The organism is Glutamicibacter sp. St.4D3 (assembly GCF_059728615.1).
Genome location: NZ_AP039380.1, coordinates 3,118,864 through 3,140,111 on the forward strand (window position 1 = coordinate 3,118,864; position 21,248 = coordinate 3,140,111).

Here is a 21,248-nt window from a genome sequence, read left to right on the forward strand (position 1 = left end):
GTAATGTGGGGTCTATGGAAACAAGATGCCCTGATCCACAATGACGTGTAGAAGGGCCGGGCGATGTTCTTTGAGCACCACATCCAGAGCACGCTGCACTGCTTCGGCGGCCTGAGCATCGCTGGTCACAGTTTCGCCGTGCCCCCCATAAGCGCGAGCCAACGCCGCAAAGTCCGGGTTCTGCAACTGGGTTCCCGAAACGCGGCCCGGGAAGTGGCCCTCTTGGTGTGCGCGAATAGTTCCGAACTGTCCGTTGTCCATTACTACAGTCAGCAACGCAGCACCGTGTTGGGTAGCACTGGCCAGTTCCTGCCCGTTCATTAAGAACTCGCCGTCACCGCAAATCGCCAGCACCAAGCGCTCCGGAGCCTCCAGGGAGGCAGCTACCGCCGCAGGAATAGAGTAACCCATGGATCCATTGCGGGTACCTAACTGGGACGGGAAAATATTGGTTGGCACGTACCTCATGGGCCACGCACAGTGGTTGCCTGCCCCCATGGTAGTCACTACATCTTCGGGAAGACGCTGAACCAGCTCAGCAATCACCGCGCTCATGTGAGCGGTACCCTCGCGGGTTGGCGACAGCTCCTCGCGCTGTGGCAGCTTCGTGTATGCTTCTCGCGCTTCGCGCCCGGCAGCTCGCCAAGGCTCCCATTGAGTTTCCCGCTCCAGACGCAATTCTTCTAGCGCTTCGGCAAAGACACCGGGAGTGGCCAAAATGTGACGGGTTATCGCCCCAGAGCGCCCACGCAATGAGGTGTCAATGTTTACAAGATAGTTTACTGCCCGCCGGTTCTGACGCAGGGTGAATCCATCGGTGGGTACATCGGAGGGTACCGCCCCAATTGCGACCAACACATCAGCTTCTTCGAACATCTGGGCCGCCTTATCGGTGCGCCCGTACCCCAGCTCGCCCATGTTCACTGGGGAATTGAACGGCACCCGATCCGCAGCGTGCCAATCATGTACCACCGGAATGTTGTTTGCCTCCGCAAAAGCCGTCACCCCTGCGGCAGCCTTCGCGCTCCAGCGCTGGCCACCGACAAACAGCAACGGTTTCTGAGCGTTGGATAGGGCGCTTGCCAGCTCCTTGAGTTCCCCGGTTGAGACAGCGCCCTCGGCCACGGTAAGCGGCTGGTGCAATTCACCGGCGAACTCATGGGCGACCACGTCCTCGGGAAGACCCACGATCACCGGGCCCGGACGACCTGACGCTGCCGCGAAAAAGGCCTCGGCCACGATCTCGGAAGCCCGCTCGGCTTCATCAATAACGAAAACGCGCTTGGCCTGACTGCCGAACCAGGCATAGGGGTCAAATTCCTGGAACGACTCGCGCATCCGGTCGGCTACCGGAATCAAACCCACGAACAGCACCATGGGAGTCCCATCCTGCCAAGCGGAGTGAACGGCCACGTACGCGTTGGCCGCACCGGGTCCACGGGTCACCATGGCGACCCCGGGCTGTCCGGTGAACTTGCCGTGAGCCTCGGCCATGTAAGCGGCGCCTCCTTCGTGGCGCACTACTATGTTGTCGATATTCGCGTCGTGCAGACCGTCCAGCACAGCCAGGTAAGACTCTCCTGGAACCGTGAAGACGCGTTTGACACCGTGACGCGCAAGGGATTCGACGATTGCCGCTCCGGCGTGTGTTGGGCGGGCCACGTGCGAACTGCGCCGCGAGGTGTCTGCCGACGAGGCGAGTTGGGTCGGAATGATGCTAGAGGTTTCCATATACAAGTTCTCCTGCCACTACCGTGGCCTCGACTCGGGTATTAGCTATGTCTTCGGTGGGGATGTCGTAAATGTCCTGGGAAAGCACCACGAAGTCGGCCAGATGGCCGGGAACCAATTTGCCCTTGTAGCTCTCTTCGTGGACCGCGTGGGCGCTGCCCACGGTGTAAGCGTGCACCGCTTGAGCCACTGTGAGCTTCTCGCCATCGGTAAAGGGCGCGCCCGCCAACGTCGTGCGCTCTACCAGAGAGGCAATGTTCAAGAGTGGATCCGCACTGACCACGGGAGCATCGGTCGACCCGGGAATGACGAGGCCTGCGTCCAAGAAGGACTTCACCCGGTAGGCAAGCGGTTGTCGTTCGGCTCCCATAGCTACGGCAACCCCGTCACCTAGTTCGTGGATGAAGCGGCCCTGTGGGACCGGAATGAGTCCTAACTGAACCATGCGCTGAATTTGCGCATCTGAGGCCACGGACGCATGCTCGATCCGGTGGCGCGCATTAGGACGGGGGGCGAGTTCCTGCGCCTGGGCGATGACGTCCATGACTACATCCAAGGCGGCGTCGCCTATAGCGTGTACCGCTAACTGCCAGCCCGCTAAATGTGCTCCGATCAGCTTTTCTCGTAGTGTTTCCTGCGAAAACTGCAACAGGCCTCGGTTTCCCTCATCCGTGGCGTAGTCGCAGCACATGAAGGCGCTGCGGCCGATGAGCGAACCGTCGGAGAGGACTTTAGTCGGGCCGATGCGCAGCACTTCGTCGCCCATGCCGCTGCGCATGCCCAGGTCGAGCCCGTAGCGCTGGTGACCCTTAAACGACTCCGTGTCCAGCGGGTGCAGGGTGGTCAGGTAGGGCATCAGAGTGGCGCGCACGCCAAGTTGACCGCGCTCGCGGGCCATTTGATAGCCGGCTAGATCCACTGAGCTCTGCCCGATGTGATCCGGCGCACCGATTCCCGGTTCGGTGATTGAGGTGACGCCCAACTTGAGCATCTCACGCGAACCCGCCGCAACCAGATCAGCGACGTCCTGGATGGACTTAACCGGGATATGGTCCAGCACAATACTCCGCGCGGTTTCCTGCAATAGGCCCTCTGCGAGGCCACGCGCGTCGCAGGGCACCGCTCCGCCGTCCGGCACTGGTACGTTACGGCGCTCTGGATAGCCGGAAAGCTCAAAGGCGCGGGTGTTCGCTACAGCCATGTGCCGCGACACGTGCCAGAGAAAGACCGGATGTCCGTGGCTAACAGAGTCCAGGGCCCGTGCGGTGGGGTGTTCATCGCCGAGGAAGTTCTGGTCATAGCCTGTGCCGATGACCCACGCACCGGGCTTAGCCGTGCTGGCCGCAGCATCTACTGCAGCGAGCAACTCCTCCATGGTCTTTACACTCTCCGGGCGCAAGTCCACTTGAGTCAGCGCGTCCCCAATGAAGGTGAGGTGAAGGTGGGCATCGTTAAAGCCGGGGACCACCGCTGCCCCACCGAGATCCACGACTTTTGCGAAGTGCCTGGGCTCGAGTTCATGGTCGAGACTAATGACTCGCCCGTGGTGAATTCCTAGCGCTTGAGCAAGCGGACGTTGGGGATCTTGGGTGTGGATGATCCCGTTGGTGTAAAGCACGTCGAACATGCGGCCTCCTGAACTAGGAACTAAGTGATCTAGCTCAAGTATCCGAAAAGCCCAGTATGCTGTCTAATACATATAAGTTCTTTATTCGATAACTTTATGGCATGAGAAGTTATTCTCCTCGCATGTCCAAAGCGGGTGCTGTACCTGCATCCAGTTGACCGCGCTCAACCCACGGCCGCATCCGCCGCGCAATATCGCGGATTCGTTCTTCGGCATAGTGCCCCCGATGCCAGGCGAGGTGCAGGTTGAGAGTAGGCCGAACTGAGGGCTGCACTTCCCTGCTTTCGATGATGGCCACCCGACGGTTACCAAACGAGGGCAGCTCGGTACCGACTCCCACTCCTCTGCCGGAGGCCACTAATGCACTAATGGCCAACCCGTCCTCGCATTCGGTATATTGCGCCAAATGCACACCATGTCGATTGAGCGCGTCATCGAGCACGTGGCGACTCACGCTATTGCGCGTGGGCAGAATCAGGTGCTCCGAGCACAGCTCCCGAAGATCCACTTCTACACGCCCGTCGGACACCCATGGGTGACTTGGCGGGCAAGAGGCCTTGAGAGCCACAACCCCTAGGGACTCTGAAGCTAAATCTCCACTGGGGACTTGCGGAGTAACCACGAAATCCAGATCGTGCAGTAGAGCCTGTTCCAAGTCGAAGTGGCTGACTTCGCGCACCACGATCATCGGGTCTCGCGGGGAAAGCGAGGCGATGAAAGGTGCCAAGAAACCGCGGATCGAAGCCGAGGTGGAGCCACAAGCGAACTTGGCAACGTCCCCGGTACGCAGCACTGCTACCGCTTCTTGCAGATCCCTGGTTTGCAAGAGCAATTTTCGGGCCAAGGGGACGAAGGCGCGGCCACTGGAGGTGAGCACCAGCCGGTTGCCCCGCGATTCAAAGAGCTTCAACTGCAGTTCCTGCTCAAGGGTTTTGAGTTGGCGACTGAGTGCCGGTTGGGCAATGTGCAGTTCTTCGGCGGCTGCGGTAACTGTCCCATAGTCGACGGTGCTCAGGAAATACTGCAAGCGGCGATAGTTCACGGCCCTACCATAGCAAGCCCCCGGCAATAGCTCGGGTTACAGCTTCAAATTGATACCCTCCCAGGGTCTGGCCTGCGCCGCTTTGGAGCAGGCGGTTCGGCCCTCTCCACCAAAAGCACGACGCGTCGCAGTTCCTCTAACGGGTCCTCCTGCAACGAGATGTTCAAGAGTTGCAACATTTCTACTCGGGGCAGCTGCACTCAGTTCTGTCCCCTTCTTTTTGCTGTCCTCGCTTGGGACCGTAACGGCCCTTGGGTGGGAAACATCCAAGGGGCATCACGCACTTCGTGGACGACGCCCCCGACCCGCCCAAAGCCCCGGTGAAGGTATCAACACACCTGGAACGTCACGAGCTTGATCGAGCTGACTTCTTCAGACTTTCCAAGACAGATAAGCAGGACGCGTGCAACAGTGCGGGCATCGGTCTCCTCACGCTCCGTTCCGCCTGTTCCTGCTACCGCTTCCCAACCTACGGTTTCGCCCTGATCACTTCAAGGGCAAGGATACAACTAGCCCCACAGACACAGCGGATTTCGCAGGCACAGTCGCTCTGTGGAGAACTGCTGAGCATAACAAAAAAGCATGTATTCGCGGCCTAAGAGGTCTTGGACGGGATGTAGTTTGCGACGGGATACTGAAAGTGACGTACGACTATGGTGCGGATCACGGATCTCGGACCGCACGCCTCATAAGGAAGACGCAGATGAAAACTCGCACCCTCACGCCGCAGCAGCGGCAAACCCGTGCCACAGCCGGCGCCTTCGTAGGCACCGCCATTGAATGGTATGACTTCTTCATTTTCGGAACGGCCGCGGCCCTAGTCTTTGGAAAAGTGTTCTACCCGGATATCGCAGCGGGAGCCGGCATCATGGCTTCTTTCGCCACTTTTTGGGTGGGTTTCCTGGCTCGCCCTCTAGGAGGCGTGCTCTTTGGGCATCTGGGAGACCGTTTTGGACGAAAGAACGTTCTAGTTGCCACACTGTTCCTGATGGGTGGTGCCACCACCCTGATTGGCCTGCTGCCAGGTTATGCCAGCATCGGCGTCGTGGCCCCAATTGCCCTGGTAATCCTGCGCGCAATGCAGGGACTTGCTGTGGGTGGCGAGTGGGCCGGAGCCACTTTGATGGCTACCGAATCTGCTTCTGAAAAAAAGCGCGGCATGGCAGGGGCCTGGGTTCAGCAAGGTTCACCCGCTGGCTCCATCATGGCTACGGTGATGTTTCTGCTGGTGGGCATGCTCGATGACGCGGCCTTCCTGTCCTGGGGGTGGCGTGTTCCGTTCCTCTTCTCCGCCCTGCTGGTCATCGTAGGGCTGATCATTCGTTCGAAAGTCGAAGAGTCTGCAGACTTCACGGCCTCGCGCGCCCAGCACGAGGTGGTCAAGGTACCAGTTATCGAGGTATTCAAGAAGGCTCCCGGATACGTGTGGCTGGGCGTGGCAGCTTCGGTGCTTGGTATCGCGATCGCATTTTTCAACAACACGTTCCTGCTGTCTTGGACGACAACAGCTGTCGATGCCGGGGGCATGGGCATGGATCGACAGGTAATTCTGAATATCTTGCTGATCATGTCGGTTCTGCAGTTCCTCTGGCAGCCCATAGCAGCGAAAATCGCCGAACGCATCGGCGGGGTGCCCGTCATGCTCTGGGGGCTCGTGTTGAACCTGCTAATCATCGTTCCGCTCTTCCTGGCCATAATGAGCGCTAACGCGCTGATCATCGGTTTCGTACTGGGGGTCTCGATTCTAGGCGGCACGGCATACTACGCGATGCTCTCGTCTTTCCTGTCTCAAGCCTTCCCTGTCAACGTTCGCTTTACCGGCGTTGCCCTAGCGAACGGCCTATGTGCCTCCCTGATCGGCGGGTCTACCCCGCTACTCGCGCAGGCAATACTTGGCTCCTTCGGTCCATGGGGAGTTGCGGCTTTCTACGGGATTATCGCCTTAGTAACAATGGCAGGAGTTTGGGGACTACATCGCAAAATGCGTGCACGTGATGTCTTTGCCGCCGATGCAGCCGCGGTCCTTCAGAAGTAGCGTTTCTGGCCCTAAGTGAGTAAGTCCTGAATCTCAGAGGAACCAAAAGGTCTCCTGAACAGATTAAAGCATCTGCTCAGGAGACCTTTTCTTGGGTAGCGAAGAGTGTACAAAACTGTGACGTGAAAACAACCGGAACACCCCTCGTGTTCCTTGACGGCCACGTCATTCCGGCCCTGCTGGTTAGAACGAGTGGAACTACCCTGGCTGCCCAGTCGCGCGCAGCAGCCATGTCTATACCTGGTCCAGTCCCGGCCGCATGCAAATTCCTGAGAAACGTGCTGGATCTGGCAACCCCGTACACATTTGAAGCCGATAATTTCGAGTATGTCGTCAATCTCGCCATGACCGGCCTAGCTCCACAGCCCAGGTTTCCTTCCGGTACACCGGAACGAACTCCGCGTTCTGGACTGCGGACCAGGTGTCGTTGAAGAAGTAAGCGGCCCGGCACCAAAGCCCCACTGCCAGTGGCTTAACCACCAAGGGTGGCGCACGAGAACCGTGCGCCACCCTCACCTGCCCCCGGCCTGCTACCGAGGGTGTGGACTAGCGTCCGGAAATCTTCACCAGCTTGTGGTTGACGAACTCATCCATGCCGTACTTGCCCAACTCGCGACCGATGCCCGAGCGCTTCACACCACCGAAAGGCAGCTCAGCAGCAGTGCCAGAGGGCTCGTTGATGGCCACCATGCCAGTTTCCAGCTGGCGGGCAATGCGGTCGGCCCGCTCGGCGTCCTGGGTGTGGATCGAGGCACCCAGCCCGTAGTCGGTGTTGTTGGCCAGCTTCACGGCCTCCTCCTCACCGTCCACCTTGTACAGCACGGCGACCGGGCCGAACAATTCCTCGCTGAAGGCACGCATGTCCTCGGTGACCCCGGCCAGCACGGTCGGCTCAAAGTAGGCGCCCTCCCCGTCCACCGGCTTGCCGCCAGCCAGCACCGTTGCGCCCTTGTCCACAGCGTCCTTCACCTGGGCGGCCAGCCCGTCGCGGGCCGCGGCCGAGGACAGGGGCCCGACGAAGTTCTCCGCCTCGCTCGGATCACCCATCTTGATGCCGGACACCAGCTCCACCAGCGCCTTGGAGAACTCGTCGTACACCGAGGAGTCCACAATGAAGCGCTTGGCGGCATTGCAGGCCTGGCCGGTGTTGCCGAAGCGGGCGCGCATGCCCAGCTTGGCGCTGCGGGCCACGTCCGCATCCTCCATCACCAGGAACGGATCCGAACCACCCAGTTCCAGCACCACCTTCTTCAGGTTGCGCCCGGCGATCTCGGCCACCGCGGCACCGGCGCGCTCCGAACCGGTCAGCGAAACCCCCTGGATCCGGCGGTCGGCGATGATGTCGGCCACCTGGTCATTGGTGGCGAAGATGTTCACGTAGGCGCCTTCCGGGGCGCCGGCGTCCTTGAAGATCTGCTCCATGGCCAGCGCCGATTCCGGGCACTGCGGGGCGTGCTTGAGCAGGATGGTGTTGCCGTTCATCAGGTTCGGCGCCGCGAAGCGGGCCACCTGGTAGTAGGGGAAGTTCCACGGCATGATGCCCAACAGCACACCGACCGCTTCCTTGCGCACCAGCGCCTTGCCGCCGCTGGCGACCTCAAGCTCCTCGTCCTGCAGGAACTTCGGACCGTTCTTGGCGTAGTAGCGGTAGATGGAGGCGACAATGCTGATTTCGCCCTGGGCCTGGCGCACCGGCTTGCCCATCTCGCGGGTGATGATCGCGGCCAGTTCCTCCGCGCGTTCCTCGTAGATGTCGGCCACCCGCTCCAGCAGCGCGACGCGCTCGGAGATCTTGGAGGTGGACCAGGTGGTGAAGCCCTGGTGGGCCGCGCCAATGGCCTGCTGAATCTCGGCGTCGCTGGCGGTGGGGTAGGTTGCCTCTACGACTCCGGTAGCGGGGTTGGTCACTGCATAGGTCGACATGCTGCTCCTTCAACGTTGGGGAATCCGCAAGGCCACCACGGGACGCGGATATATCCCCACCATTTCACGGATCACGTCGGGAAAACAGCGGCAAAAGCCCAGAATGACGCGCCTTAGCGCAGGGCGAACGCCCTAGCCGAGATCCGCCTGCGCGGCCAGCACCGCATGGCTGATCTGCTGGGCCAGGGCCACATCCCGGGCGGTGATCTTCCCACCCACATCATGGGAGGTCAAGGCGATCAGCAGCTTGTCATAACGCCAGTCCACGTCGGGGTGGTGCTCGGCCTGCTGCGCCAGTTCGGCGATTTCGGCAAACAGGTCAATCGCCTGCTGCGCGCTGGCACAGGCAACCCGGGTCCGCAACGTGCCCGCTTCATAGCTCCAGCCGAGCAAGCGCTGCAGGTTGCGCTCCAGCTCCTCGGTGTTCAGCACTTCGTCAGGGGACATGGCTCTCCTCGGCTTCACAGTGAATCAGGCCAGGACGGTGTTCGGGCGGTCAGATGCTTCCAGTGTGCCACCGGATGCGCCCGGTGTGGGGAATAGACCCGCACCCGGAAGAACGCGGGCAGCCGGGAAAGCGGACGCAACATCGTTAACTTGCCCTAGAAAATGGAGAGACGTATCACTAGAATGAAAATAATTTCCCGCTAGATGAAAGTAGGTTTTCCCATGGCTGCAGTCTCCACTCCCCTGCAGACCGGCGCGCAGGCTCCGGCGTTCACCCTGAAGAACAGCGAGGGTCAGGACGTCTCGCTCTCGGACTACGCCGGCAAGTCCGTCATTGTCTACTTCTACCCGAAGGCCGCGACCCCGGGCTGCACCACCGAGGCCTGCGACTTCCGGGACAACCTGAACTCGCTGCAGGGCGCCGGCTACAGCGTGCTGGGCATCTCCCCGGATAGCCCGCAGGACATTGCCAAGTTCGCCGCCGATGAGTCCCTGACCTTCCCGCTGCTCTCCGACCCGGACAACGAGGTCGCCAAGGCCTACGGCTCATACGGTGAAAAGACCGTCAACGGCAACACCTTCGATGGCACCCTGCGCTCCACCGTCGTGGTCGATGCCCAGGGGAACATCAGCCACGCCGAATACGGCGTGGATGCCCAGGGCCACGTGGCCCGGCTGCGCGACACCCTCGGGGTGTAGCACGGCCGCGCTTCCAGTAAATTGAAGCGCCTGAGCAACGATGCCGCGGGTGGCGAAGAATCCCTTCGCCACCCGCGGCATTTGCGTTCCCTGCCCGGCAATCCCAGGGATGGTGCGCCCGAACCTAGCCCAGCTGGACCTGCTCCAGCTCCCGGTGCCCCTCCAGGAGGTACCCGTCCATTTCCTTCTCCGGCACCATCGCCCCACCGGTGGACCACACCAGGTGTGTGGCGTTGGCCCACTGGGTTACGCTCAGCCCGCTGGTTCCACGGAAATCGGGATCGCCCGCCACCCGCCAGGGCAGCAGCAGACCGGCCGTGGCCGAGGGTTCCACCCGAATGTCCTCGCAGTCAGCCAGCAGCGCGGTCAGGGCGAGCATCTTCTGGTCGGTGACCGTCGCATAGCCATCCACCACATCGGCGAGCGCCCGGCCCACCAGCTCGGAGGGACGCGCCACCGCCAGGCCGTCGGCCGCGGTCTTGCCGTCCAATCCCAGGTCGAACGCGCTGATCCGTTCATGCAGACCGGTCCGAACCCCCAGCGTCACCGCCGGGGAATGCGTGGGTTCGGCGAAGAAGCAACGCACCGCATCCCCAAATACGTGCTTCAGCCCGAAGCTCACTCCCCCGGGGCTGCCGCCGACCCCGCACGGCAGGTACACCATCAGGGGATGTTCCTGGTCGACCCGCACCTCCAGGGCCCTGAGCTGACCGGCCAGCCGGTGCGCGGCCGCGGAATACCCGGCGAACAGGGCCATCGAGTTCTCGTCATCCACAAAGTGCACGCTCGGATCGGCCTCCGCTTCGGCCCGCCCGGCGTCCACCGCCTCGGTGAAGTCCCCGGGATGTTCCACCACGCTCACGCCCCGGGAACGCAGCAGCTCCTTCTTCCAGGAGCGCGCGTCGGCGGACATGTGCACGGTGGTGCGCAGCCCCAGCGCGGCGGCCACCACCCCGATGGAAAGACCCAGGTTTCCGGTGGAGCCGACCATGATTCCGTGATCCCCGAGCACTTGACGCACGTCCGCGTCGGCGAACCGTGCGTAGTTGTCCGTGGGTTTGAGCACCCCGGCATCCACCGCGATCCGTTCGGCCACCTGCAGCACCTCGTGGATCCCGCCGCGGGCCTTGATCGAACCGGCCACCGGCAGCATGTCGTCCCGCTTCATCCACAACTTGCCCGGCAGCTGGCTTCCCAGCCGGTCATCCAGCTCGGCCTGCAGGTGGTGCAGTCCGTGCACCGGGGATTCGATAATGCCGTAGCTGATCGAGGTTTCCGGGAATTGGCGCACGAACCAGGGGGCAAAGCGCTCAAACCGCTGTCGGGCGTCCTCGATCAGATCGGCGTCCAGTCCGCTGGAGTCAAGGGCCTGCGCGGTCGGGGTGAGGCTCTGGCGGAACCACAGTGTCTCCTTGCCCTGCGACATGGCTTCGACCACCGGGTCTTCCAGCAGCTTGTCGATGTTGAGTGTCATCGTGTCCGTGGTCCTTTCCAGGGTTGGCACTGAGCGGTCCTGCTGCCAGTGTAACCACGGGCAGCAGGACCGCTCAGTGCCGTTTCCGGGCCTTCGGCGGACGCTCATGTTGCTTTTTGGTCCCGCAAATAAAACAGGTCAGTCCCGGCCTTCGGCGCGCTCAGGCTGCTGTTCCCCGCTCAGCTCCTCGGCCTGCTCGGCAAGTTCGGCCGCTTCCTGCTTCTCCTGTTCGGCAGCGTTCGTTTCCTCTTCCTGCAGTTCCTCCACATGTTCAATGTCTTCACGGGCCTGGGGCACCGGATCGCTGGTTTCCCTGCCGGTCCACACCTTCACCACCCGCCACCCCGCCGCGGTCAACGGCACGGCCACCACCGCACCGACGATTCCGCCCAGCACGGTTCCGGCGGTCAAGGCCATCAACACCACCAGGGGATGCAGGCTCAGGGTGTGCGCCATGACCACCGGCTGCAGGAAGTGGCCCTCCAGCTGGTTCACCAGGATCACCGCGGCCAGCACGATCAGCGCGCTGACCGGACCGTTGGTCACCAGCGCCACCAGGGTTGCCAGCACCCCCACCACGGTCGCGCCGACCAGCGGGATGAAGGAGCCGAGGAAGACAACCACCCCCAGCGGCAGCGCCAGCGGTATCTGCAAAATCAGCAGGGTGAGGGTGATGCCTGCGGTGTCCACGGCGGCCACGATCGCGGTGCCGCGAATATAGCCGCCAAAGGTGTGCAGCGCCCGGTCCCCGGAGAGAATCCAGGTGTGCCGGAAGTGGGCGGGCGTCCAGGAGACAAAGAACGCCCAAATCTTGTCACCGTCCTTGAGGAAGAAGAACAGGATGACCAGCAGCAGGATCGTTCCGGTGACCAGGCTGCCGGCGGCGGTGAGGGTGTGCAGCGCCCCGGTCCCGAATTCGGAGCTCGTGATGAACGCGGTCACCCGTTGCACCGCGTCATCCAGCTGCTGCCCGTCAATCCTGAACGGCAGCCCGCCCACCACGTTTTGGACCGTGGAGTTCAGCTGGTTGAACCCCTCCACGGCCTGCTCGACCAGGGTGGGCCACTGGTTGATGACCGAGAACACCAGCCCGGTGCCGATGCCTCCCAGGATCAGCAGCGCGCCGAGGAAGACGGTCCACGCGGCCAAGAGCGGGGACATGACCCGGCGCAGCCGAATCACCAACGGCCACAAGGCGCAGGAGAGGATCACGGCGATGAGGGTGGGAATCACGATCAGGGTCAGCCGCAGCATCCCCAGGACCACCAGGCCCGCAATCACGCCGATGATCAGCAGCTGCAGGCACCGGGTGCCGAGCCTGCCCAGCGGGTCGGTCCACAATCCCTGGAAAGTCACCGCGGGGCGCTCAACCGAGGCCCACGCCTGTTCATCCAGCGGGGAGGACTCCACCCGTGTTTTCCTGCTGCCTGATGTACGCCTGCGAAAGAAAGCCATGGTCGCTCCTACCATCGGCCAATATTGGGTCGGGCAGCAGTCGCGCCCGGTAGGTCCTGCACTGCTGGTTCAGCCGAGTACCGTTCCCGTCGACATCACCATTTCATCTTCGTGCCACGCAGATGCAGCGACGCTGCACCACGCAACGGACTATTCGCGGCCGGACTCGGCCTCGGTGCAAATGCACAGCCGGTTGCCCTGCTTGTCCGTGACAATCACCCAACTTGGCGCGTACTCGTAGTCGAACTCCGCGTCGGTGGTTTTCAAGGTTTCCAGCAGGTCGCCACTGTGGCTGTGGGGCACCGTTACATCAACGTGGAATCGGTTCTGGTTCGGCGTCTGGGTCTCCTGGAACCAGATGGCCGGGCCACGGCCATGCGGGTCGGTCAGCGCACCGTCCGCCGCCTGTTCATAGCCCAGGGCCGCCTGCCAGATCTTGGAGATCTGTTGCGGGTTTTCGGTATCGATGGCGATTTCCACCGTCCGGACCAGGCCCAGGTCCACTTGGGCACCAAAGTTTTCGGCCTGATCGGAGATCTGGGTGGCCAGGGTGAAGTCCCGTGACGTTACTCCGCCGACATCATGGGACACCAGGTTGACGAACACCGTGTCATAACGCCAGTCCACGTCCGGATGATGTCCGGCTTCCTCGGCCAGCGCGCCAATCGCCGACACGAGCTGAATCGCGGCGGCCGAGCTCGGGCACTTGAAAGCGGTCCGCAAGGACCCCAGCCCGTAGCGCCAGTGCGGCAATTGTGAGAGCCGTGCCTGAATTTCGTCTGATGACAGCACATCTTTGCCTGACATTGTTCTTGCCTCTCTGCGGATGGAGCCAACGACCGTGACCATAATGGCCACGGTCGTCCTCAGCTTGCCGCTCCCCTGAAGAAGAAAGAAGGCCCCTTAGCCAATTGCCAGCGTTGCGCGTCGAACGCGCCGTCGCTCGTCGTAGCAGGCCTCCCCCCTGTCCCGGTCTACATACCCAGCAGGAGGATCTTCTCCACCGCTACCGAGATCGGCAGGCGGACCAGCAGGCCCGGCAGGTCCTGCCAGTGCTCGGGGTTGAGGTTCGCACCGTTCGCTCCGAGGCTCCCGCTGGAAAGATTCAGTTCGGCCAACCGGCCCTCGAACCAATCCTCACGCCCTGCCCACTTCGCCTTGCTCCGGCAGCGCTCCACGACGCTTTCAAGCTTCGCGTGCAATAGACAGTACAGTTCCGGGGTAAACCCGGCGCGCATCCACTTGTGGATGTACCGTTCCGTGTCATGCCCGCGGTACAGTTCGCCATCCAGCAGCATTGCGGACCGTTGGCTCTTGACGATGCGCCAATTTCCCTTCGGACGCGGGAGGTACGGTGGAGCGTACGGGTTTTCCAACAGTGCGGCATCCCACCGCAGGTCCAGTTGTTCCCTTACCGTTGGTTCATTTCCCTTGATGCCTGCCGGCAGACCGTACTTGTCGACCGGAATCTCTAGCGGGCCTCCCCGAACCAGCTCGGCCCGGCCGTCGGCACGCAGTCTCATGGCCTGATAGATCTTCGCGGCCGATTCCGTGCCAACAACATCATCACCGTAAAGCTCCCGGCGCCAGGCCTCGAAGTCCTGCGCATGTTCCTTGTTGAAGTTCTCGTGCTGGCTGCGTTCGTTTTCAGACAATTGTTGTTCCCCTCGCATGGGAGGACCCGGCGACGGAGGATTTATCTCCGCCGCGGCATCCACCGACTTGCCCGGCGGCTGGTGCCGCGGACCGGTTCTTCCCCTGGGGCACCCCGCTCGGTTGAGGAGGGTTGCCGTGCAGCAAGCCAGGTACTTATCGCTGCAGCTCGTGAACCTGGGAATCATCCTATGCGTCCGGTCCGACGGTTTGGCGTCCGCGTAGGCCGCGATTGCTCACTGTGGATTGTTCATTATCGAAGGAACGGTCCACTTGTCACCTAATTCGTGTTTCTAGCGCTGCAGCCGAGGGTCTTCTGTCGGATCCGTGTACGGGGCGGGGCAGCCCTGGCTGACCGCTTCCGGGCGCAGCTCAAAGTGCCACGGCTCATTTTCGTACACCGTGCACAGTCCGTAGTAGCGACCATGCTGGCCTAGCCACGCCCGCGCGTCATAGGATCCGATGTCTATCGCATTGCCGGAAACATGCGGTGAAGTCTGCGCAGTTGCAACCCACCGGGCGGCTTCACGCTTCGACCCATACCGGTCTACCGCTTCGGCCAGCAGTTGCTGCTGAAATGCTTCCGAGCGCCAGCCACTGTTGACGATGAACTTGATGTCATCCTTGGCGGCGTCGGATTCTGCCTCATTCATCGCCTCGCGCAGGTCCGGACTCAAGTAGTGCACGGCTGGTACCTGGGACTTCAGGGTGGTTCCTGAAGGCACATCCCCACCAGCCACCCCTAACGCACCTGCCCTTGGCTCTTGTCCTCCCTGGACCACCGAAGTCACGGTTGCCGCCATGGATGAGGGACTCCAGTCACTGCGGGTTCCGAGCGTTAGGGCCAGGGCAAGCACCCACAGGGTGGTAAGCAGCGCCAGAAGCACCAGGATGATTTTGGTCAGGAGGGATTTCTTGCGGTGCTTGGCCAGTCGCATTTTTCTCATGAAACCAGTCAAGGCGGCGTCCTGTTGCCGGGCCGTATCGAAATTTTGATATGCCCGCGATATGTTCCGGCTCGTACGATTGGGGCTATGCGTGTACTGATCGTCGAGGACGAACTCCTGATGGCGGAGGCGATCCGGGACGGATTGCGCTTGGAAGCCATCGCTGCAGATATCGCCGGGGACGGTGATACGGCCTTGGAACTTTTGGAGATCAATGCCTACAAGATCGCCATCCTCGACCGTGACATTCCCGGCCCCTCCGGCGATGAAGTGGCCCGTTCCATCGTGGCCTCCGGTACCGGTTTGCCGATCCTGATGCTGACCGCCGCCGACCGGCTCGATGAGAAGGCCTCAGGTTTTGAATTGGGCGCGGATGACTACCTGACGAAGCCATTTGAGCTCCAGGAACTGGCGATGCGCCTGCGGGCATTGAGTCGGCGCCGGGCTCATCACCGCCCTCCGGTCCGCGAAATAGCTGGAGTAAGGCTGGATCCCTTTCGCCGCGAGGTCTACCGAGAAGGCCGCTATGTGGCTTTAACACGCAAGCAGTTCGCGGTATTGGAAGTCCTCATGGGAGCAGAAGGCGGAGTGGTCAGCGCGGAGGAGCTGCTGGAACGAGCATGGGATGAGAATGCCGATCCCTTCACCAATGCGGTGCGCATTACGGTCTCAGCCTTGCGGAAACGTCTGGGCGAACCGTGGGTGATCGCACCAGTTCCAGGGGTCGGATATTGCATCGAAGCCCCGGACAGTGAAGTACCTATGGTGTTGGACAGTGAATAAGCCAAAAGGGCTGAGCGTGCGACTGAAGCTCACTTTAAGCTACGTCGGTTTTCTGATGTTGGCTGGCGCGCTGCTGCTCACCGCCGTCTGGGTTTTCCTGCTGCGTTATGTTCCCGAGGGGAACATCGACAGCGCTAGAGGTTTCGTCCCGAACCGCTCGGATCTACTTGATGCCTTTGGACCCGCGGCCACCGGCGTGCTGCTCTTCCTGCTGGGTTTTGGGCTCATTGGAGGCTGGTTCCTCGCCGGTCGAATGCTTGCCCCCTTGGATCGCATCACGCAAACCACCCGCGCCGTGGCCGAGGGTGACCTCGCCCGTCGGATTCACCTCCCTGGTCGCAACGATGAATTCGGGGAGCTTGCTGAAGCCTTCGACACCATGCTGGAGGAAGTGGAAGCACACGTCGCGGAGCAGCAACGATTCGCCGCCAATGCGTCCCACGAATTGCGCACCCCATTGGCCATCACCCAAACACTGTTGGATGTCGCCGGCAAAGAGACGGACATAGACACCGGTGAGCTCCTCCAGCGGTTGGGGACAGTCAACAAGCGGGCCATCGAACTGACCGAGTCGTTGCTGTGGCTGACCCGAGCCGGACAGAAGTCCTTTACCCCAGAAATAGTCGACCTGTCGTTGCTGGTCGAAGAAGCCACGGAAACCCTGCTGCCCCTGGCAGAAAAACGCGTCGTTGGTTTGGAAGTCGCCAGTGAGGTTGCGATCGCCCACGGCTCTCCCCCGCTGCTGCAACAGCTGATCATCAACCTGATTCACAACGCAATTGTGCACAATCTGCCTGAGAACGGAACGGTGTGGATCACCACTGGAAACGCGGCAGGAAGGGGCATTTTGACGGTGGAGAATACGGGCGAGCACCTGCCGCCCGAGCTGGTGAACACACTGACAGAGCCATTCCAGCGTAGCGCCAAGCGCGCACGATCAGACGACGAGGCCGGTGTCGGCCTGGGACTGGCGATCGCCGCCAGCATTGTCAAAGCCCACCACGGTTCGTTCTCATTGACGGCGCGTACTTCTGGCGGTCTGCGGATTGTCGTTGAGCTGCCGGATTAGCGTTGCAGAGCCGGTCATTTGAAAGACCGTGTAAGTGCATAAGAGGCGCGGAAGCAAGGAGTTCTTGCTTCCGCGCCTCTCTAAAAGGCCGGCTTAGTTGCCCGGTAGGGACTAGGCCCGGGGGTTCACAATGATCTTCACGTGATGCTCATTGTTGTTGATGAGCTGGTCAAAGCCTTCGGAGACCAGCTCGTCCAGGCCAATGCGTCCGGTAATGAACGGAGCCAGATCAAGCTTGCCGCTGGAGACCAACTCGATGGTGTCCGGGTGATCGTTGGCGTAACCAATGGTTCCGCGTAGATCGATTTCCTTCAGCACCAGGTTCGGCATATCGACCTCGGGCTTGCGACCCCAGATCGAGACGTTCACAATCACGCCGGCTGGCCGCACGGCGTCGATCAGCATGTCCAGCACCACTGGCACCGAGGAGCACTCGAAACCGACGTCAGCACCCTTACCGCCGGTCAGTTCACGGATCTCTTCCGCAACATCCACCTCGCGGGGATCAAAGATCTCATCGGCAACGCCGGTTTCCCGAGCCTTGGCCTTACGGGCTTCGGAGAGCTCGGAAATGTATACGGTCAAGCCTTCGGCCTTCAGCACTGCGGCGGTCAGCAGACCGATCGGACCTGCACCGCCAACGATAGCGACCTGTCCCGCCTTTGCACCTGAACGAACGAACGCGTGATGTCCCACAGAGAGCGGCTCGATCAAGGCTGCTTGATCCAGCGGAATGTCACCGACTGGGTGTACCCAGCGGCGTTCCACCACGATCTTCTCTGCCAGACCACCACCGCGGCCACCCAAGCCAATGAAATTCATGTTCTCGGACAGCTGGTAGGGCTGGCCCTCACTGGTATCTACATCGTCACCGATGATGTAGGGCTCAACAACCACATTCTGTCCCACTTCGAGGTCCGTGACCCCTTCGCCCAGAGCGGCAATCGTTCCCGAGAACTCGTGGCCCAGGGTGACTGGAGCGGATTCGCCGGAAATCGGATGCGGATGTCCTGCGGGAGGAACGAAAATCGGTCCTTCGAGGTACTCATGCAGGTCGGTACCGCAGATGCCGCACCATGCAACATCAATGGCTACAGTCCCCGGTTGCAGCCTCGGTTCATCGATATCCTCGATGCGGATATCCTTGCGGTCGTAGTAGCGCGCGGCCTTCATTCTTAACTCCTTAGGAGCCGGAGGATGGGCGCAGATTCTGTACTGCGTCGCTGTCGTATTAGACACCGTACTCCGTTTTCTACATTTAGAGAAGAAAGCGAGCAAGCCCACAGCTGGGGTTATCGCATTTGGAGAAGAACACGCCTCCCCATGAGAAGCTCCTAGTAAGTCGACCCATAAGCATGAGACATAACTGCCGAGCAGCCTCGTCATCGAATTTTTGCTACCCTGAAATGCCCTTCCTCGCCCATGGAAATTTCCTAACGTAAAGGGAAGCAAAAACGACTGCTTTGTATCTTGAACAGGAGACCCGGATGGATTCTCTAAGCAGAGCTCGGCGATCATACAATATGTCGCAGATCAAAGGGAGGAACACAAAACCAGAGCTCTTGTTGCGCAGCGCTCTATTCGCTAAGGGCTACCGCTTTCGACTGCATGGAGAGATCGGATTGGGCGCGCTTCGTCAGCTTAAAACGCTTCATTCGTCTGTCAAATTTCGAGGCGGGAGGCTGCCGGGACAGCCTGATATCGTCTTCACCGCAAAGAAGCAAGTCCTGTTTGTCCACGGCTGCTTCTGGCACGGCCACGAATGCAGAGTCGGACTTCGACGCCCAACTTCAAACTCACTCTTCTGGTCGAACAAACTCGAAGCAACAAGAGAGCGTGACCACAAAGCGATCGAGTTACTCTACGAAATCGGGTGGCAATACATGGTGATCTGGGAGTGCGAACTTACCGATATGAGCGAAGTTATCGATAGAGTTTCATCATTCCTCGGCCCTCCCCGTTCCTCGAGGACCCGGCGGGCTGTTCGGGAAGGACATACAGATCAAGGCTCCAATATGGCGTGCCATTTGAAGGGTGTCTCAGAAGCATAGCTCTATCCACGCCTAGAGTCGGGGAGTACGCACAAAAGGACATCCTGCGAAAACAACTACAATTTACTAGTACTGTTCTCCGCCGCAGCATCGACTCGAGAAAGTGCACTAGAGCAATGAGGCCGGGGAAGGACTGCGGGCTCCTTAAAAGACCTGCACATCTATATTGTCGGGAATACTTGGTAGCCTGGAGCCATCACAAGAACGGAAGTAGTAGTTGGAAATGATTCCTGTCATCGATGTCTTCGCGGGACCTGGAGGCCTCAACGAGGGGTTCTCCAGCGTCAAAGATGACAACGGCACCCTTGTCTTTGAAACCGTTGCCTCTTTTGAAATGGAATCTTCTGCCGTCCAAACCTTGCGGCTTCGCAGTGCATTCCGACACGCGAGACGTTTCGGGTGCAGTGAAGCACAGCAGGCTCTAGACGACTATCTAAATAAACAGATCACTTTTGAAGTATTAATAAGGGCCACCCCGTTCTCTGCCTCATACCAGCATGCATGCCGAGAAGTCCACGAGCTAGAACTTAGCCCAGAAACAAGAACTAGATCGGACAAAATCATAAGTGAAGCGCTAGGGAAACGCACGGAGCCTTGGGTCCTCATTGGCGGCCCGCCCTGCCAAGCCTATTCTCTGGCGGGTCGCTCTAGAAGAACTCACGATGAGACCTTCGAAGATGATCACAAGCATTTCCTATACCGGGAGTATCTGCACATTATTCAAGAGCACCGGCCGACTGTGTTTGTCATGGAAAATGTCAAAGGACTTCTTTCTTCCGTCAACAGAGGCGTAAGAATGTTTGATCTAATCTGCAAGGACCTCCAGCACCCGACTACCGACCTGGAATACACATTGCATTCGATGGTCGTTCAAAAAGATGACTCGTTCACCCCAGAGGATTACCTCATCCGCGCGGAGGATTACGGGATACCCCAAAAGCGCCACCGCATCATCATCGTGGGTATCCTTAAAGGCTCAGGGATCCCTTCCCCCGGGGTGCTCTCACCAGCACCTCAACTTACAGTCGGCGAAGCTATAAGCGACCTGCCACCGCTTCGCTCACGAGTATCCAGAGAAAACGACCCGTTTGGGCTTTTATGGAAACAAACGCTAAATGTCGTCGACGAATATTTAGATGACGATTCGAGCAAAATATGTTATTATAAAAACTTAACAACACATTCTACTGCAAGCCCGACGAAGCGCCCTATTTCCGACAACCCTTCTGTCACTAAATACTTCAATTTTGTCCGACCAGAAGATTCTGCATATCGGGTAACATGGAACCATGAATCCCGAGCCCATATGTTAACAGATCTTGTACGTTACGGCGTACTAAGCGCAAAATCTAAAATTGCAGGCAAAAGCCTTAAAATCAAAGATCTTGATGATAGACATTGGCCCGCTCATAAGAACATAGACTCTAAAGTCGTACCATTTGCCGATCGATTTCGAGTCCAAGTCGAAAATTCTCCTGCCACGACGATAGTTTCTCATATAGCCAAAGACGGGCATTATTATATTCATCCGGACCCGTCGCAGATGCGCAGCTTAACGGTTCGCGAAGCCGCCCGTCTTCAAACTTTCCCTGACGACTACGTTTTTCTAGGAAGTCGAACTCAACAATTCACACAGGTCGGCAACGCTGTCCCACCTTTGCTAGCTCAGATGATCGGGCGAGAGATCTGCTTAGCTATTAATCGTGCTGAGGAATCTTATATCGATGAGGTCCATCCAGATGAACGTACGCGCAACAAGTGCGCCATCGAGACGTACTGCGATTCGGAATACTTTGAAGTGTCCCTCGCGTCGCAGTTGCCTGCTCGGGCTACACCCACGGGCGAAGCTTCCTCGTGTACGTCTACTCGAGTTCGATTAGCTGAAAACAGCGCAGCAGGACTCAATCCCTCTGAAACGCGAAATTCTGTACTGTAATCGCTTTTCTAACTACAGAGTCAACCAGCTCTCGAAAGTTAAGCGTAGTGCAATATGCTCAGCGCGGGTGTCACCGGCCGTGCACAACAATATCTGTGAGTCTTGAGGTAGCTGGCCTGGGACTAGCGGGCAGGATAAGAACCTGCCATCCCACCCCTGGATGTGACTCAAACAATATCTGACCTGCCACAGCGTCGTGCTTTGGACTTGTCCATCTACCTGGGATGGGTCGGCCGGGAGCAATCCGGCCCATCACGCTAGCTTTATCAGAAGAATGCCCACCCCGCTGGGGCGTGACTCATCACCGTTCTGTTCTGTGATGACCCTTACCCGGACTGGTGCCGGCCGTTCACGGCCGACCACGGAACCCCGGAAA

Annotated in this window: 17 protein-coding genes and 1 riboswitch; of the genes, 6 read left to right on the forward strand and 11 right to left on the reverse strand. The window is 59.9% G+C overall.

Annotation, left to right across the window (positions count from 1 at the left end):
* Positions 1–12 precede the first annotated feature (12 nt).
* From AC6I21_RS14375 to AC6I21_RS14385, 3 genes are all read right to left on the reverse strand, one after another.
* Positions 13–1,731 carry a thiamine pyrophosphate-dependent enzyme gene (locus AC6I21_RS14375; RefSeq protein WP_497762714.1) on the reverse strand — a complete coding sequence of 573 codons (1,719 nt, stop codon included), beginning with the start codon at positions 1,729–1,731 and terminating at the stop codon, positions 13–15.
* Entirely contained in the window at positions 1,718–3,358 is a 1,641-nt protein-coding gene (locus AC6I21_RS14380) for an amidohydrolase (protein ID WP_497762715.1), read from the reverse strand. Before AC6I21_RS14380 ends, AC6I21_RS14375 begins: the two co-directional genes overlap by 14 nt.
* Positions 3,359–3,467: 109 nt before the next feature.
* Entirely contained in the window at positions 3,468–4,400 is a 933-nt protein-coding gene (locus tag AC6I21_RS14385; RefSeq protein ID WP_497762716.1) for a LysR family transcriptional regulator, read from the reverse strand.
* A gap of 703 nt (positions 4,401–5,103) precedes the next feature.
* On the opposite strand from AC6I21_RS14385, the gene AC6I21_RS14390 reads away from it, so the two are divergent.
* Entirely contained in the window at positions 5,104–6,435 is a 1,332-nt protein-coding gene (locus tag AC6I21_RS14390; protein WP_138178463.1) for an MFS transporter, read from the forward strand.
* 546 nt (positions 6,436–6,981) lie between these two features.
* Here AC6I21_RS14390 and AC6I21_RS14395 read toward each other — a convergent pair.
* On the reverse strand, positions 6,982–8,358 hold the full coding sequence (locus AC6I21_RS14395) for an NAD-dependent succinate-semialdehyde dehydrogenase (RefSeq protein ID WP_497762717.1): 1,377 nt from the start codon (positions 8,356–8,358) through the stop codon (positions 6,982–6,984).
* 132 nt (positions 8,359–8,490) lie between these two features.
* Positions 8,491–8,805, reverse strand: coding sequence for a 4a-hydroxytetrahydrobiopterin dehydratase (locus AC6I21_RS14400; RefSeq protein ID WP_497762718.1), 315 nt, complete (start codon positions 8,803–8,805; stop codon positions 8,491–8,493).
* Positions 8,806–9,027: 222 nt separating this feature from the next.
* Between AC6I21_RS14400 and bcp the strand changes: the two genes are divergently transcribed.
* On the forward strand, positions 9,028–9,504 hold the full coding sequence (gene bcp, locus AC6I21_RS14405; protein WP_138926945.1) for a thioredoxin-dependent thiol peroxidase: 477 nt from the start codon (positions 9,028–9,030) through the stop codon (positions 9,502–9,504).
* A 124-nt stretch (positions 9,505–9,628) separates the two neighbouring features.
* Here bcp and dsdA read toward each other — a convergent pair whose 3' ends face one another.
* The 5 genes from dsdA to AC6I21_RS14430 all read right to left on the reverse strand — a co-directional run bounded on the left by dsdA (position 9,629) and on the right by AC6I21_RS14430 (position 15,045).
* Positions 9,629–10,978, reverse strand: coding sequence for a D-serine ammonia-lyase (gene dsdA, locus AC6I21_RS14410; protein ID WP_497762719.1), 1,350 nt, complete (start codon positions 10,976–10,978; stop codon positions 9,629–9,631).
* Positions 10,979–11,116: 138 nt separating this feature from the next.
* Positions 11,117–12,388 carry an AI-2E family transporter gene (locus AC6I21_RS14415; protein ID WP_497762720.1) on the reverse strand — a complete coding sequence of 424 codons (1,272 nt, stop codon included), beginning with the start codon at positions 12,386–12,388 and terminating at the stop codon, positions 11,117–11,119.
* Positions 12,389–12,583: 195 nt separating this feature from the next.
* Complete coding sequence (locus AC6I21_RS14420; protein WP_497763433.1) at positions 12,584–13,282, reverse strand: 4a-hydroxytetrahydrobiopterin dehydratase; 699 nt, start codon at positions 13,280–13,282, stop codon at positions 12,584–12,586.
* 125 nt (positions 13,283–13,407) lie between these two features.
* Complete coding sequence (locus tag AC6I21_RS14425; protein ID WP_497762721.1) at positions 13,408–14,088, reverse strand: hypothetical protein; 681 nt, start codon at positions 14,086–14,088, stop codon at positions 13,408–13,410.
* Positions 14,089–14,146: 58 nt separating this feature from the next.
* A riboswitch (SAM riboswitch) is annotated at positions 14,147–14,263 on the reverse strand.
* Between the two features lie 116 nt (positions 14,264–14,379).
* On the reverse strand, positions 14,380–15,045 hold the full coding sequence (locus AC6I21_RS14430) for a M15 family metallopeptidase (protein ID WP_497762722.1): 666 nt from the start codon (positions 15,043–15,045) through the stop codon (positions 14,380–14,382).
* A gap of 75 nt (positions 15,046–15,120) precedes the next feature.
* Between AC6I21_RS14430 and AC6I21_RS14435 the strand changes: the two genes are divergently transcribed.
* Both AC6I21_RS14435 and AC6I21_RS14440 read left to right on the forward strand, forming a co-directional pair.
* Complete coding sequence (locus AC6I21_RS14435; RefSeq protein ID WP_497762723.1) at positions 15,121–15,816, forward strand: response regulator transcription factor; 696 nt, start codon at positions 15,121–15,123, stop codon at positions 15,814–15,816.
* A gap of 16 nt (positions 15,817–15,832) precedes the next feature.
* The gene (locus tag AC6I21_RS14440) at positions 15,833–16,885 is read left to right on the forward strand and encodes a sensor histidine kinase (protein WP_497762724.1); all 1,053 of its coding nucleotides are present in this window, start codon (positions 15,833–15,835) and stop codon (positions 16,883–16,885) included.
* Positions 16,886–16,996: 111 nt separating this feature from the next.
* On the opposite strand, the gene AC6I21_RS14445 is transcribed toward AC6I21_RS14440, so the two are convergent.
* Entirely contained in the window at positions 16,997–18,058 is a 1,062-nt protein-coding gene (locus AC6I21_RS14445; protein WP_497762725.1) for a 2,3-butanediol dehydrogenase, read from the reverse strand.
* Between the two features lie 314 nt (positions 18,059–18,372).
* Here AC6I21_RS14445 and AC6I21_RS14450 point away from each other — a divergent pair, with 314 nt between their 5' ends.
* On the forward strand, positions 18,373–18,936 hold the full coding sequence (locus AC6I21_RS14450) for a very short patch repair endonuclease (RefSeq protein WP_497762726.1): 564 nt from the start codon (positions 18,373–18,375) through the stop codon (positions 18,934–18,936).
* A 223-nt stretch (positions 18,937–19,159) separates the two neighbouring features.
* Positions 19,160–20,872, forward strand: coding sequence for a DNA cytosine methyltransferase (locus tag AC6I21_RS14455; RefSeq protein ID WP_497762727.1), 1,713 nt, complete (start codon positions 19,160–19,162; stop codon positions 20,870–20,872).
* The last annotated feature ends 376 nt before the right edge of the window (positions 20,873–21,248 follow it).

Excerpts from the sequence above, each read along its gene's own strand:
- AC6I21_RS14390 (WP_138178463.1), top strand. The coding sequence starts at position 5,104 with ATGAAAACTCGCACCCTCACGCCGCAGCAGCGGCAAACCCGTGCCACA.
- AC6I21_RS14450 (WP_497762726.1), top strand. The coding sequence starts at position 18,373 with ATGGATTCTCTAAGCAGAGCTCGGCGATCATACAATATGTCGCAGATC.
- AC6I21_RS14380 (WP_497762715.1), bottom strand. The coding sequence starts at position 3,358 with ATGTTCGACGTGCTTTACACCAACGGGATCATCCACACCCAAGATCCC.
- bcp (WP_138926945.1), top strand. The coding sequence starts at position 9,028 with ATGGCTGCAGTCTCCACTCCCCTGCAGACCGGCGCGCAGGCTCCGGCG.
- AC6I21_RS14445 (WP_497762725.1), bottom strand. The coding sequence starts at position 18,058 with ATGAAGGCCGCGCGCTACTACGACCGCAAGGATATCCGCATCGAGGAT.
- AC6I21_RS14400 (WP_497762718.1), bottom strand. The coding sequence starts at position 8,805 with ATGTCCCCTGACGAAGTGCTGAACACCGAGGAGCTGGAGCGCAACCTG.
- AC6I21_RS14435 (WP_497762723.1), top strand. The coding sequence starts at position 15,121 with ATGCGTGTACTGATCGTCGAGGACGAACTCCTGATGGCGGAGGCGATC.
- dsdA (WP_497762719.1), bottom strand. The coding sequence starts at position 10,978 with ATGACACTCAACATCGACAAGCTGCTGGAAGACCCGGTGGTCGAAGCC.
- AC6I21_RS14420 (WP_497763433.1), bottom strand. The coding sequence starts at position 13,282 with ATGGTCACGGTCGTTGGCTCCATCCGCAGAGAGGCAAGAACAATGTCA.
- AC6I21_RS14375 (WP_497762714.1), bottom strand. The coding sequence starts at position 1,731 with ATGGAAACCTCTAGCATCATTCCGACCCAACTCGCCTCGTCGGCAGAC.
- AC6I21_RS14455 (WP_497762727.1), top strand. The coding sequence starts at position 19,160 with ATGATTCCTGTCATCGATGTCTTCGCGGGACCTGGAGGCCTCAACGAG.
- AC6I21_RS14395 (WP_497762717.1), bottom strand. The coding sequence starts at position 8,358 with ATGTCGACCTATGCAGTGACCAACCCCGCTACCGGAGTCGTAGAGGCA.